At 41.8% G+C, this 13,546-nt stretch carries 11 protein-coding genes; 9 read left to right on the top strand and 2 right to left on the bottom strand.

From position 1 onward, the window contains the following. Positions 1-11: 11 nt before the first annotated feature. The 7 genes from BUC20_RS31385 to BUC20_RS33650 all read left to right on the top strand — a co-directional run bounded on the left by BUC20_RS31385 (position 12) and on the right by BUC20_RS33650 (position 8,865). The gene (locus BUC20_RS31385) at positions 12-1,343 is read left to right on the top strand and encodes a DUF6089 family protein (RefSeq protein ID WP_073238102.1); all 1,332 of its coding nucleotides are present in this window, start codon (positions 12-14) and stop codon (positions 1,341-1,343) included. Positions 1,344-1,473: 130 nt separating this feature from the next. Next, complete coding sequence (locus BUC20_RS31380) at positions 1,474-1,932, top strand: MarR family winged helix-turn-helix transcriptional regulator (protein ID WP_073238100.1); 459 nt, start codon at positions 1,474-1,476, stop codon at positions 1,930-1,932. Continuing rightward, the gene (locus BUC20_RS31375) at positions 1,913-4,318 is read left to right on the top strand and encodes a 3-hydroxyacyl-CoA dehydrogenase/enoyl-CoA hydratase family protein (RefSeq protein ID WP_200801110.1); all 2,406 of its coding nucleotides are present in this window, start codon (positions 1,913-1,915) and stop codon (positions 4,316-4,318) included. Before BUC20_RS31380 ends, BUC20_RS31375 begins: the two co-directional genes overlap by 20 nt. A gap of 24 nt (positions 4,319-4,342) precedes the next feature. Next, positions 4,343-5,521 carry an acetyl-CoA C-acyltransferase gene (locus BUC20_RS31370; protein ID WP_073238096.1) on the top strand — a complete coding sequence of 393 codons (1,179 nt, stop codon included), beginning with the start codon at positions 4,343-4,345 and terminating at the stop codon, positions 5,519-5,521. 9 nt (positions 5,522-5,530) lie between these two features. Next, the gene (locus BUC20_RS31365; RefSeq protein WP_073238094.1) at positions 5,531-7,321 is read left to right on the top strand and encodes an acyl-CoA dehydrogenase family protein; all 1,791 of its coding nucleotides are present in this window, start codon (positions 5,531-5,533) and stop codon (positions 7,319-7,321) included. Positions 7,322-7,447: 126 nt separating this feature from the next. Further along, positions 7,448-7,945 carry an FKBP-type peptidyl-prolyl cis-trans isomerase gene (locus BUC20_RS31360; protein ID WP_073238093.1) on the top strand — a complete coding sequence of 166 codons (498 nt, stop codon included), beginning with the start codon at positions 7,448-7,450 and terminating at the stop codon, positions 7,943-7,945. After that, positions 7,942-8,865 (top strand): FKBP-type peptidyl-prolyl cis-trans isomerase, encoded by a 924-nt coding sequence (locus BUC20_RS33650; RefSeq protein WP_084529459.1) that lies wholly within the window; start codon positions 7,942-7,944, stop codon positions 8,863-8,865. The genes BUC20_RS31360 and BUC20_RS33650 overlap by 4 nt, the downstream gene beginning before the upstream one ends. 5 nt (positions 8,866-8,870) lie before the next feature. Here BUC20_RS33650 and BUC20_RS31350 read toward each other — a convergent pair whose 3' ends face one another. Together BUC20_RS31350 and BUC20_RS31345 are read right to left on the bottom strand one after the other, a co-directional pair. Then, positions 8,871-10,184 carry a cryptochrome/photolyase family protein gene (locus BUC20_RS31350; RefSeq protein ID WP_073238091.1) on the bottom strand — a complete coding sequence of 438 codons (1,314 nt, stop codon included), beginning with the start codon at positions 10,182-10,184 and terminating at the stop codon, positions 8,871-8,873. A gap of 19 nt (positions 10,185-10,203) precedes the next feature. Continuing rightward, complete coding sequence (locus tag BUC20_RS31345) at positions 10,204-11,112, bottom strand: TIGR01777 family oxidoreductase (protein ID WP_073238427.1); 909 nt, start codon at positions 11,110-11,112, stop codon at positions 10,204-10,206. A 153-nt stretch (positions 11,113-11,265) separates the two neighbouring features. On the opposite strand from BUC20_RS31345, the gene BUC20_RS31340 reads away from it, so the two are divergent. Then, the gene (locus BUC20_RS31340; protein ID WP_073238088.1) at positions 11,266-12,555 is read left to right on the top strand and encodes a DASH family cryptochrome; all 1,290 of its coding nucleotides are present in this window, start codon (positions 11,266-11,268) and stop codon (positions 12,553-12,555) included. Positions 12,556-12,665: 110 nt separating this feature from the next. After that, the gene (locus tag BUC20_RS31335; protein WP_234994632.1) at positions 12,666-13,544 is read left to right on the top strand and encodes a MerR family transcriptional regulator; all 879 of its coding nucleotides are present in this window, start codon (positions 12,666-12,668) and stop codon (positions 13,542-13,544) included. The last annotated feature ends 2 nt before the right edge of the window (positions 13,545-13,546 follow it).

The following is a 13,546-nucleotide window of genomic DNA, read 5'->3' as shown; positions in this document are numbered from 1 at the left end:
ATACTTATTTTATGAAACAAAATTTATTTAAAACCCTGCCTGTTGCTTTAGCTGCGCTCCTAATCGGAGGTTCTGTTCAGGCTCAGGATCAAGCAGGTACAAATTCAAATCAACTGACTACATGGTCATTTGGTGTTAATGCTGGGGTTTTAACTCCTACGTCTCCCCTTGGTGGTAAAAACGATTTCTCTAACAACAAATCAAGTTTAGGTTATGGTCTTTACATCAAGAAACAATTTACACCATATTTCTCATTGCGTTTAGACGGAGTTAGAGGTAAACTGAAAGCTGATAACACTGAAAAATGGAAAAGTGGTGGAACTAACACAGGTGCTGTAAATGCTTTCGAAACTGATCTTAGTTATTCAGGAAGTTTAAATGCAGTAGTTAATATGTTCAATATCGACATGTTTAACAAAACCAGTGCTTTGCAATTGTATGCTTCAGCTGGTGCTGGTTTAGCAGGTTACAAAGTTAAAACTTCTGCCAGCAATACTGGTGCGTTGACTAACTATGCTGGTGACAAAACTATCAGCGAACTAATCATTCCTGTAGGTATCGGTGCTAAAGTTAAATTATCTGAGAAGATCAATTTAGATTTAGGATGGACTGTAAACTTTGTTGATGGTGATAACCTTGATGGTTTCTACCGTGGACAAAACGATAAGTATTCATATGCTTATGGTGGTTTAGAGTTTGCTTTAGGAAAAGGAAAACAATTGGCATGGCATAACCCTGTAGCTTTAACTTATGATGAAGCATTACAGGCTAAACAAACTGCTAACGCTTTAAAAGGTGATTTAGATGCTCAGAAAGCTGAAAACGCCAGATTGAGATCAGAAATGAACGACTTATTGAAAGATACTGACGGTGACGGTGTTGCTGATAAATTGGATAAATGTCCAGGTACTCCTTCAGGAACAGTTGTTGACGGTTCAGGTTGTCCTCTAAAAGTTCCTGCTCCGGTTATTCAGGAAAAAGTAATCATCACTGAAGCTGACCGTAAGGTAGTGGATGAGGCGATCAGAAACTTAGAATTTGATTTAGGTAAAGCAACTATCCGCTCTAAATCTTATACTACTTTAAACAGAGTTGCTGCTTTATTAGTAGAGAAAAACTTTAGCTTGAAATTAGCTGGTCACACAGATAATACAGGTTCAATGGCTTTAAACTTACGTTTATCGAAAGAAAGAGCTGAGTCGATCAAAGCTTATTTAGTTTCTCAAGGTGCAAATGCTTCACGTATTGAAGCTACAGGTTACGGTCCAAACCAACCTATTGCTACCAACAAAACTGCTGCTGGTCGTCAGAAAAACAGAAGAGTAGAATTCACACTTTACTAGTCTGAAATAGAATTTAGTTTAGAAGCCGCCTTACGCAAGTAAGGCGGCTTTTTTTATGACATATTTTTTATTATTACGCTTGCATATAAGGTTTTAATTCTATAGCTTTGTTATGCAAGCATAGTAATTCATGAAACAACAAGAGACAGTAGATTATTTTTTGAAAGTGGTTTGGCAGAATGTTTCCAACACTTATAATCAGATCGCATCCGGATTCGGAATCACACAGGCCATAGGTTATGTGCTGATTAATATTGAGAAGGAAGGTACAGCGGTTTCCAAGCTGGCCGGATTGCTGGGCGTGAAGGCTACCAGTTTATCAAGAATGTTAAACAATATGGAAGAAATGGGGTTAATATACCGGGAGACTTCCATCGGAGATAAACGCTCAGTTAAAGTATATCTTACTGATCTGGGCCGTGAGAAAAGACAGCTTGCAAAAGGCGTGGTGATCTCTTTTAATGAGTATCTGAACGTACACCTCAGCGCACAGGAAAAGAACAACCTGATCTCAACGCTGCAGAAATTGAACAAACTTACATTGGCATATAAAATTCCTACAGAAAATTATGAACAAGAAGATAAATAGAGTAGCGGTATTGGGCTCAGGTATTATGGGTTCACGTATTGCTTGTCACTTTGCGAACATTGGAGTTGAAGTACTTTTGCTTGACATCGCTCCGAAAGATCTGAGCGCAGAGGAACAAGCCAAAGGACTGGCCCTGGACCATCCGGCAGTTAAGAACAGAATTGTAAATGCCGCTTTACAAAATACAGTGAAGACCAATCCTTCCCCTGTTTATACGAAAAGCGTCCTCAACAAGATTACAACAGGTAATTTTACTGATGATATGGCTAAGATCGCAAATTACGACTGGATCATCGAAGTCGTGGTAGAAAATCTGGACATCAAGAAAAAAGTGTTTGATCAGGTAGAGCAATTCCGTAAACCGGGTACCTTGGTTACTTCTAATACTTCCGGAATCCCTATTCATATGATGGCAGAAGGAAGAACAACAGATTTCAAAGCAAATTTTTGTGGAACACATTTCTTCAATCCTCCCCGTTATCTGCGTTTGCTGGAGATCATCCCTACTCCGGATACCGATCCGAAACTGGTAGATTTCTTAATGCATTATGGCGATAAATTTTTAGGTAAAACTACAGTACTTTGTAAGGATACCCCTGCATTTATCGCAAATCGTGTAGGTGTATACTCTATTATGTCTTTATTGCATCTGGTAGAGAAAATGGACCTGACAGTAGAAGAAGTAGATAAATTTACAGGACCTGCCCTTGGAAGACCTAAATCTGCTACTTTCCGTACCACTGATGTGGTAGGTTTAGATACCATGATTAAAGTTTCTAAAGGTTTATATGATAACTGTCCGCAGGACAAGGCCCATGACCTCTTTAAGCTGCCTGCTTATGTCGAAAAAATGGAAGCCAACAACTGGCTGGGCGATAAGACCCAACAGGGATTCTATAAAAAAACAAAAACTGCAGAGGGCAAAACAGAGATTTTAGCTTTAGACTTAAAAACACTGGAATACCGTCCTCAGCAAAAAGTGAAATCAGCAACGCTGGATCTGACCAAAACAATTGAGAATGTAAAAGACAGAATGAAAGTCTTTGCTTCAGGAAAGGACAAAGCTGCTGAATTGTTCCGCGCTTCTTTCTTTGGTTTGTTTGAATATGTATCGGATCGCATTCCGGAAATCTCTGATGAGCTTTACAGGATTGACGATGCGATGCGTGCAGGCTTTGCCTGGGATTTAGGTCCTTTCGAAGTTTGGGATGCCGTTGGAATCGCTGATGCAGTAGCCGGCATGAAAAAGTATGGCCATGAGGCTGCGGCATGGGTGCATGAAATGCTGGCTGCCGGACATACGACATTCTACAAAGTAGAGGATGGAATAAAGAAATATTACGATATCCCTTCGAAAAGTTATAAAGCAGTACCGGGAACCGAAGCCTTTGTGGTATTGGATAACCTGAGAGGAAATAAAACGATCTGGAAAAATTCCGGGGCTTCGATTATAGACCTTGGTGATGGAATCCTCAATGTAGAGTTTCATTCGAAGATGAATACGATTGGCGGAGATACCTTACAGGCCATTAATAAAGCAATTGACCTGGCTGAAAAAGAATACAGAGGAGTAGTGATCGGAAATGATGGTGCTAATTTCTCAGCAGGAGCCAATGTAGGGATGATCTTTATGATGGCGGTAGAGCAGGAATGGGACGAGTTAAACCTGGCGATCAGGATGTTCCAGAATACTTCTATGCGTATCAGGTATTCTTCTATCCCGGTAGTGGTTGCACCACATAACCTGACCCTTGGTGGTGGTTGTGAATTTAGTTTACATGCCGATCATGTTCAGTTGAATGCAGAAACCTATATGGGATTGGTGGAGTTTGGTGTAGGAGTGATCCCTGGTGGTGGTGGTACGAAAGAATTCGCCCTGCGTGCATCAGATGAGTATAAAGAAGACCAGATTGTTCAAAATGCACTGAAAGACAGGTTCCTGACCATTGGTATGGCCAAAGTATCTACTTCAGCGGTAGAAGCATTTGAGTTGGGCTATCTGCAGAAAGATAAGTATTCGATTTCCATGAACAGGAGCAGGCTGATTGCGGATGCAAAAGCTAAAGCAATAGAACTGGCTGATGCGGGATATACCAAACCCGTACAGCGTAAGGACATTAAAGTATTGGGTAAACAAGGTTTAGGGATAGTTTATGCCGGAGCAAATACCATGTATTCCGGTCATTATATCTCTGAGCACGACAAGAAAATCTCTGAGAAACTGGGTTGGGTAATGTGTGGTGGAGATTTGTCTTCCCCAACGGAAGTAACCGAGCAATACCTGCTTGACCTGGAAAGAGAAGCCTTCCTGTCGCTATGCGGTGAGCGTAAAACGCTGGAACGGATTCAAAGTATTGTGACCAAAGGAAAACCTTTAAGAAATTAATTTAGGCTAATAAAAGATACGGACATGCAAGAAGCATATATTATAGCAGGATATCGTACAGCAGTGGGCAAGGCCCCTCGTGGTGTATTTCGTTTTACAAGGGCCGATGATTTGGCTGCCGAAGTAATTAAACAGTTGGTGGCTTCAGTGCCTAACCTGGATAAAACACAAATCGATGATGTGATTGTAGGGAATGCAACCCCGGAAGCGGAACAAGGCCTGAACATCGGGCGTATGATTTCCCTGATGGGACTGGATACCGATAAGGTTCCGGGAGTAACCGTGAACAGGTATTGTGCATCAGGATTGGAAACCATTGCTACTGCAGTGGCGAAGATCAGAAGCGGAATGGCCGATTGTATCATTGCCGGTGGGGTAGAAGTGATGTCTGGAATGCCTTTTGGCGGATGGAAAGTGGTTCCAAATCCAGATGTGGCCATGAAAAATCCGGATTGGTATTGGGGGATGGGCTTAACTGCTGAAGCGGTGGCGAATGAATATAAAGTGAGCAGGGAAGATCAGGATGCTTTTGCGTATCAATCGAACATGAAAGCGGTGGAAGCGATTAAAAACGGACACCTGAAAGATGGGATTGCGCCAATCACGGTAGTGGAGAATTACCTGGATGCCAATATGAAAAAGAAAACCCGCAGTTATGTGGTGGACACGGATGAAGGGCCAAGAGCAGATACTTCACTGGATAAACTGGCTAAACTAAAACCTGTTTTTGCTGCCGATGGTAGTGTAACTGCAGGAAACTCTTCACAAACTTCAGATGGCGCCGCCTTTGTTTTGGTAGTGTCCGAAAGTAAAATGAAAGAATTGGGAGTAGATCCGATTGCCCGCCTGGTAAGTTATGGTATTGCAGGGGTTCCGCCAAGGATCATGGGAATAGGGCCAATTGAGGCGATTCCTAAAGCGTTGAAAATGGCAGGAATGAAACTGGAAGAACTGGACCTGATCGAGCTGAATGAGGCTTTTGCTTCTCAATCACTGGCTGTGATCAGAACTTTAGGGATCGATGCCACAAAAGTGAATGTCAATGGAGGTGCAATTGCCCTTGGACACCCGCTGGGCTGTACAGGGGCGAAATTATCAGTACAATTATTTAATGAATTAAAAAGAAGAGATCAGAAATATGGTATGGTGACCATGTGCGTGGGTAGCGGACAGGGTGCAGCCGGAATTTTTGAAATGCTTTAAGAAGATATTATGGAAACTACAGACAAAAAAACAATTAAAGGTGGAGAGTTTTTGATAACAGAAACCAATTACCAGGATGTATTTATTCCTGAAGAATTTGATGAAGAACAATTGATGATTGCACAGACCTGCCGCGATTTCTTAGTGGCAGAGGTTTACCCTAACCTGGATCGTATTGATATGCAGGAAGAGGGATTGATGCCTTCGTTAATGGATAAAGCAGGTGCTTTGGGTATCCTGGGGGTGTCTATTCCGGAAGAGTTTGGTGGTTTTGGAAAGAACTTTAATACTTCTATGCTGGTAGCTGATGTAATTGGCGCAGGGCACTCTTTTGCCGTAGCACTTTCTGCACATACCGGAATCGGAACTTTGCCGATTTTATATTATGGAAATGAAGCACAGAAAGCGAAATATATTCCTAACCTGGGAACAGGAGAGTGGAAAGCGGCTTACTGTTTAACAGAGCCAAACTCAGGCTCTGATGCGAACTCAGGAAAAACTAAAGCGAAATTGTCGGAAGATGGGAAACATTACCTGATCACCGGTCAGAAGATGTGGATCACAAATGCTGGGTTTGCGGATATCTTTATTGTGTTCGCTAAAATTGATGACGATGCCAATTTAACTGCTTTTATTGTAGAACGTGAGTTTGGTGGAATCACCATGAATCCTGAAGAACATAAAATGGGAATCAAAGGTTCTTCGACCAGACAGGTGTTCTTTAACGATTGCCCGGTGCCGGTAGAAAACATGCTTTCTGATCGTCAGAATGGATTTAAAATTGCGGTAAACATCCTGAATATCGGAAGGATCAAATTGGCTGCTGCAGCGATTGGTGCTTCTAAAGCAGTGATTGATACGGCTATTAATTATTCTAATGAAAGGATTCAGTTTGACCGCCCGATTTCAAAATATGGTGCCATCAGGTATAAACTGGCAGAAATGGCCGCTAAAGTATATGCAGTAGAGTCTGCAAATTACCGTGCGGGTCAGAACATCGATGATGCTTATGAAACATTGGTAGCCGGAGGAATGGATGCCAGTAAGGCAAAATTGAAGTCTACGGAACAATTTGCTGTGGAATGTGCCATTTTGAAAGTATGGGGATCTGAAGTATTGGATTATGTAGTGGATGAAGGCGTACAGATTTATGGTGGAATGGGCTTCTCTGCGGAGGCACCAATGGACAGGGCTTACCGTGATGCAAGGATCAACAGGATCTTTGAGGGAACAAATGAGATCAACAGGCTGCTGACGGTAGATATGATGTTGAAGCGTGCGATGAAAGGTGAATTAGACCTGATGACCCCTGCAACTGCCGTGGCTGCCGAGCTGATGTCTATTCCTGATTTTGGGGAAGAGGATGATACGTTGTTCGCTGCAGAAAAGAAAATCATTAAGAACCTGAAGAAAGCAACTTTGATGGTGGCAGGTGCCGCAGTGCAGAAGCTGATGATGAGCCTTTCTAAAGAACAGGAGATTTTGATGAATATCGCAGATATGGCTAGCTATGTATATGTAGCGGAGTCAACCTTACTGAGAACAGAGAAATTAGTAAACCTTCGTGGTGAGGCTGCTTGTGAAGGCCAGTTGGACATGATGCGCATTTATTTTGTAGAAGCCGTTGATGGACTTCAGAAAGCAGGTAAAGAAGCATTATGGGCTTTTGCAGAAGGAGATGAACAGAGAATGATGATGGTAGGATTACGCAGGTTTACCAAAATGGATGCCTTCAACGTAAAAGAAACCCGTCAGAAAGTAGCGCAACAACTGATTGCTGCAAATAAATATTGTTATTAAGATAACGATTCATAATTAAACTGAGCGCCCTTAATTTATTAAGGGCGTTTTTTATGAGGGTATTGGTAATTGTTAAAATTGGTTAAAAATTGTTCCGTCACTTAGAAAAGACTATTTTTGTCTATTATGTTAAAAAACAAGATTTTCCTGGGCTTTCTACTCCTGTGTGGCTTATTCGCAGCATGTGAGAAAAGGAAGGAATACGACCCGGAAACTCAGTTGCAAATTGACATCGCAAAAATTAAAAAATACGTAGCGGATAGCAATATCAGAAATGTGGTGAATGATCCTTCAGGTATGTCATATGTTATTCTTGCACAAGGTACAGACCCAAAGCCCATCTTAAGTGACAGCATTTATGTTTATTACAAGGCCAAAGTTGTAGGTGCAAGGAGTACATTTCAAGAGGTTCCGATCACAAAACCAATTTCACTGAAACTCGATACTTTAATCAAAGGATGGAGAATCGGGCTTCCGATGATTGGTAAAGGTGGACAGATCAGGATGATCATTCCTTCTACTTTAGCCTATATGGATTTTCAGGATGGAACGAGTATTCCTCCATTTTCAGTATTAGATTATACCGTTACCCTAGTGGATATTAATTATAAAAAACCCAAATGATTAAAAAGTTATCACTTTATACCTTTGCCTTCTTAGCGGCAGTTGTTCTTTTTAACTCCTGTAAAAAGGAATCTCAATCTGTTCAGATGCTGGATGATGGTAGATTGGCCGATTATCTGGCCAAAAACGATATTAAGGCAGTACCTGACCCGGCTAAAACCGGATATTTTTACGTGCTCACGCAACCTGCTGTGAGCGACAAGCCTACCTATAAACTATCGGACTCGGTTCGTTATAACCTGTCTGGAAAATCAATGCTGAACGGTACTGTTTATTGGAGTTCTCCCCTGATCCGTAACATGGGGATGTCTGCATATTATGCAGGCGATGCTAAGGAGAGCAGTGGTGGTTTTATGGGGATCAATGTTCCGGCAATCACTGAAGTTCTTACTCAATTGAAACCGGGAGGTAGTGCCAGGATCTTCCTGCCTTCTTATCTTGCTTTTGGTAAAAATGGATTTCCGACAGCAAATATTCCTTCGAATGAAATCATAGAATTGAATATCAGCACTTATGCAGAGAAGCAAGCCGTTTTAGATGAACAGCACATTCAGGCATTTATCACAGCGAAATCTTTGACGAATGTAATTAAAGATGAATCCGGTGTTCATTACATTGTAACAGATGCAGGAACAGGAACTGACCCGATTACCATCAATACAGACGTAAAGTTGAAATATACACTGAGAATGCTGGATGGAACAACCTCAGATTCAGGTGAATTTACTACTGCACCAAAAAGTCTGGTACTGGGAATGGAAAAAATATTGGTGAAATTTAAAAAAGGAGCGAAACTACGAATCCTCATTCCTTCAGTATTGGGCTATGGAAATACCTTTAAAAGCTCAGGTACTGGTGGTGGAATTCCAGCCAATTCTGTATTAGACTTTGACGCGGAGATTGTAGACGTTACTAAATAAATCTATTAAAAGGCATTTTCATTTAATGCTTCTTTAAAGACTTTCAATACTCTTTCTCTTGCAAAAGCATGTTCAACTATAGGTAGGACATGCTTTTGTTGCTTATAGGCCGGGAGCCAGCGGTTTATATACCTGGATTCAGGATCGAACTTTTTGGTTTGAAGTTCGGGGTTGAAGATCCGGAAATAAGGTGCTGCATCGTTTCCTGAGCCACATGCCCATTGCCATCCGCCTACGTTGCTGGCCATCTCATAGTCCAGTAACTTCTCTGCGAAATAAGCTTCACCCCATCTCCAGTCGATCAAAAGATGTTTGGTCAGGAAGCTGGCTACGATCATTCTGACCCGGTTGTGCATGTATCCGGTTTCGTTCAGCTGCCTCATCCCTGCATCAACAATCGGATAGCCTGTATTTCCCTGACACCAGGCTTCAAACTCTGATTCCTCATTTCTCCATTTGATATGGTCGTAGGCAGGTTTAAACGATTGGGTAGCCGTATAAGGGAAGTGCCATAAGATCATCATATAGAAATCTCTCCAGGCCAGTTCCGATAACCATTTTTGTGCATTCCGGGCAACGGCTTCCCTTGCGGCTTCCCGAATGCTGATCGTCCCGAACCTAAGGTGGATGCCAATATGAGAAGTGGCATCGGCTGCCGGATAATCTCTTCTGTTTTCATAAGCATCCAGCTTAGCGGCAAAATCTTTTGATGGGAAACTGATGGACGAAGCTTCAAAGCCCATTTCTGCAAGTGAAGGGATCTCCAGTCCCTTCAGGGGAAAGAAGTTGTCAGCGTATTTTTTTACCGGATAAGCTTTTATATAAAATTCATTTAATTTTTGTTGCCATTGGCGGAAGTACGGCGTAAAAACGGTATAAGGCTTGCCATCGGCTTTCGTGATTTCTCCTTTTTCGAAGATCACCTGGTCTTTAAACGTATGGAAAGCAATTTGTTCGGATTGCAGGTATTCGCCAAGGGTGTCGTCTCTTTCTCTTGCGGCAGGTTCATAGTCGTGGTTGGCATATACGGACCTGACATTGTACTTGCTTAAGACTTCTGGCCATACCTCTTCAGGAGTTCCATATTTCGCTAAAATGCCTGTTCCTGTTTTTTGAAGGCCGGAGTTTAGTTCCTCCAGTGTTTGCTGAATAAAAGTAACCCTGGCGTCCTTTTTGTCTGCCAGTTTGCTGAGGATATTTTTGTCGAAAATAAAAAGTAACAATACCGGGAAAGGGCCTTTTAATGCTTCATATAATGCAGCATTGTCTTCTAATCTTAAATCTCTTCGTAACCAACAGATGCTAATTTCTGATTTCATTATTTTAAGGGGGATTTTGTTAAGCGGAGTAAATATCGGTTAAAGCATCCTCAAGTTGAAGGTATTTAAATTGAAAACCAGTATCCAGGATTTTTTGAGCGGAAGTATTGTTACTGATCAGGGCCACACTGCTCATTTCCCCTAAGATCAGTTTAAGCAGCACTTCCGGAACATTTACCGGCCATACCGGACGGTGTATTTTTTTTGCAATCGCCCTGGTCAGACTGAGGTTACTCACCGGGAAGGGGGCACAAAGGTTGTAGGCGCCTTTTATGGATTCCTCTTCGACAGCGCTTACAAATGCCCCAACCACATCGGCCACATGTACCCATGGAACCCATTGCTTTCCGGTACCCAATCCGGCTCCGGCAAAAAAGCGAATGGGTTTTTCCAGGGCAGGAAGGGCTCCTTCGCCTTTACAAAGGACGAAACCTATCCTGCATTTTACAACCCTCAGGCCTAAACCTGTACCCTCGTCTGCTGCGGCTTCCCATTGCTGGCAGCATTCCGCAAGAAAGCCCTTGCCATTTGGACTTTCTTCAGTGAGGATTTCATCTCCTCCATCGCCATAATAACCTACGGCAGAGGCTGAAATGAACGTTTGTACACTTGTCTGCTGTTCTTTGATCAGCTGGTATAGCAGTTTTGCAGATAAGGTTCTGCTGTTGATCACTTTTTTCTTTCTTGCAGCGGTCCATTTCTCCCCGGCTACATTTTCTCCCGCAAGATGAACGATGGTGTCGATTCCTTCCAGGCAGGCAGGGTCGATTTTCTGCTGTTCAACATCCCATAAAAAGACCTTAACATCTTTTATGACAGCTGGTTTTCTGGAGAGGATCGCAATTTTATGTCCTTTTTCCTGTAAGGCCAGGATGAGTCTTTTGCCGATCATTCCTGTGGCTCCGCTGATCAGAATCTGCTTATTCATACTTTTATAACCGCTTAACGTCATTTTAGTTTGCAATTGCGTCTTTTTCTTGTAAATGTTTGTTGCGCTTATGTAAATATTGCTTTATGCATTCGTACTAACATAAAAATTCGTATATTTTTGTGAATTATATACTTTATGTCCCCCTCATTAATGAAGTCGAAAAGAATATTGGTTTGGTTTAGAAATGATCTTCGATTGCACGACAATGAAATGTTGGTAGAAGCCATTGCGAAATCTGACAGTATTTTGCCGGTTTATTTTTTTGATCCGCATTATTTTCAGTCCACTAATTTTGATACGGCAAAGACAGGAGCCAACAGAGCGCAGTTTCTGCTGGAAAGTATAGCGGCATTAAGGCTTGCTTTTCAAAAACTTGGCGGAGATGTGCTGTTGCTTCAGGGAAGTCCGGAAGAGCTGATGGCTGATCTGGTAGAAAAATATGAAATTTCTGAAGTTTACCACCACCGTGAGGTTGCACCGGAAGAGACCTTAATCTCTACTAAAGTAGAAGACCTCCTTTGGAAGCTTAAAATCAATTTGAGGCACTTTATTGGCCATACCTTATATAATAAAGAAGATTTACCTTTCCCCATTAAGGACATTCCTGATGTATTTGCTCAGTTTAAGAAGAAAACAGAAAGGGATGCCATTGTGAAGTCCTGTTTCTTATCCCCTGAGGAAATCATTTTTGTGGAAAATGAAGAATGGGGAGAATTGCCTTCAATGGCTGATTTAGGATTTGAGCCTGGTGTAGATATCCCATCAGAACAACCATTTTCAGGAGGGGAAGATGCAGGCTTACAACACCTGAAGGATTTGCTGGTAGAAGGCGCTGATATTTACCTGAAACCAGTGAAACATAGTGCCGATAAACAAGGGTTTTCTTCCAGGTTATCCGGTTGGCTGTCCTTAGGTTGTTTATCTCCAAGGAAAGTATACTGGCTGGTGAAGGAAGCTGAGGGGGCTTTTGGAGGGAATGCCAATTTCAACCAGATCCTTCTGGGCTTATTGTGGCGGGATTATTTCAGGTTTATGTTTAAAAAACATGGTATTGAATTTTTCCAGGAACCTGATTTTGAAAAGGAATTGTTCTCTGTGACCGATAATGATAACCCTGAACTGCAAAAATGGAAAACCGGAAATACTGGCCATACTTTGATTGATAAATACATGCAGGAGCTGAATGAGCATGGTTTTATTCCTCATGCAGGACGTTTATTGGTGGCGACCTTTCTGGTTCATGTCTTAAAAGTCCATTGGACAAACGGAGCGGTATATTTTGAGGATAAACTCATTGATTATGCACCGGCGAGCAACTGGGGAAACTGGGCAAATGTGGCGGGGGTAGGAAAAGATGCGAAATCAAAGAATACCTTTGACCTGGATAAACAAATCAAAATCCTCGAAACCGCTGTTTCTGACGCGGCCTCACTCGCTTAAAATCACTCAATAAAGTGCTTCAACGCCTGTTTTAGTGTTTATTTTACAGAAAAATTAAACAAAAATTGTTTTTTAAACAAAGTTGTTTAACATTTGTTGTAAACAATAACGTGAGGAAATTTTCAATAAGTGATATAGAGGGTCTAATTGGGATTAAAGCACACACGATCAGGGCCTGGGAAGTAAGGTACAATCTGGTGCCTCCCAAGAGAACACCTACCAATATTCGTTTTTACGATGAAGACGATTTAAAAATGCTGCTCAATATTGTGGCCCTGAACGAGAATGGCTATAAAATCAGCCGGATTGCGAAGATGACCCACAAGCAGATCTCTGATCTTGTTACCCAGTTAAAAACAGACTGGAGTAATGATTCTGTTCAGATGTTGAGCCTTTCCAATGCAACGATTGCCTATGATGAAGTAGAGTTTTCTCAGGTACTGGGAAAATGCATTGAAGAGATGGGCCTGATCAAAACCATGGATCTTGTTCTCTTTCCTTTCATGAAGCGGGTAGGAATGTTATGGCAGACCGGCACAATTGACCCTTCCCATGAGCATTTTGCGTCCAACCTGATCCGCGACCGTATTATCGTTGAAATCGATAAAGTGGAAAAACCGGAGAAAGCTGAACTGAAAAGATTCCTGCTTTTTCTTCCTGAAGCCGAAATGCATGAAACTGGCCTGCTTTTTGCCAGATACCTTTTGAAAAGGTGTGGTCATGATACCCTGTATCTGGGATCAGAAATACCTTACGCAGATCTTAAAAAAGTTGTAGCATCCTATCAGCCGGACTTCGCATTTATGGTGTTAACTTCTTTAAATCTGGGCAAAGACGTCAATAAAATCATAGGTAAAGTTATGGACAATCTGAATGTTCCCCTGTTAGTCGCAGGCAGTTTAATCTCCGAATTTGATATCCTTGTGAAGGATCGGCTAACCCCATTAAAGAATGTCTGTGATATGACCGATTTTTTGGAAGATTTATAAAG

Origin of the sequence: Pedobacter caeni (assembly GCF_900129215.1) — a bacterium.
Classification (GTDB): Bacteria; Bacteroidota; Bacteroidia; order Sphingobacteriales; family Sphingobacteriaceae; genus Pedobacter; species Pedobacter caeni.
The sequence above is the reverse complement of the archived record's forward strand: the minus strand, read 5'-3'. Positions and strand labels throughout refer to the sequence as shown.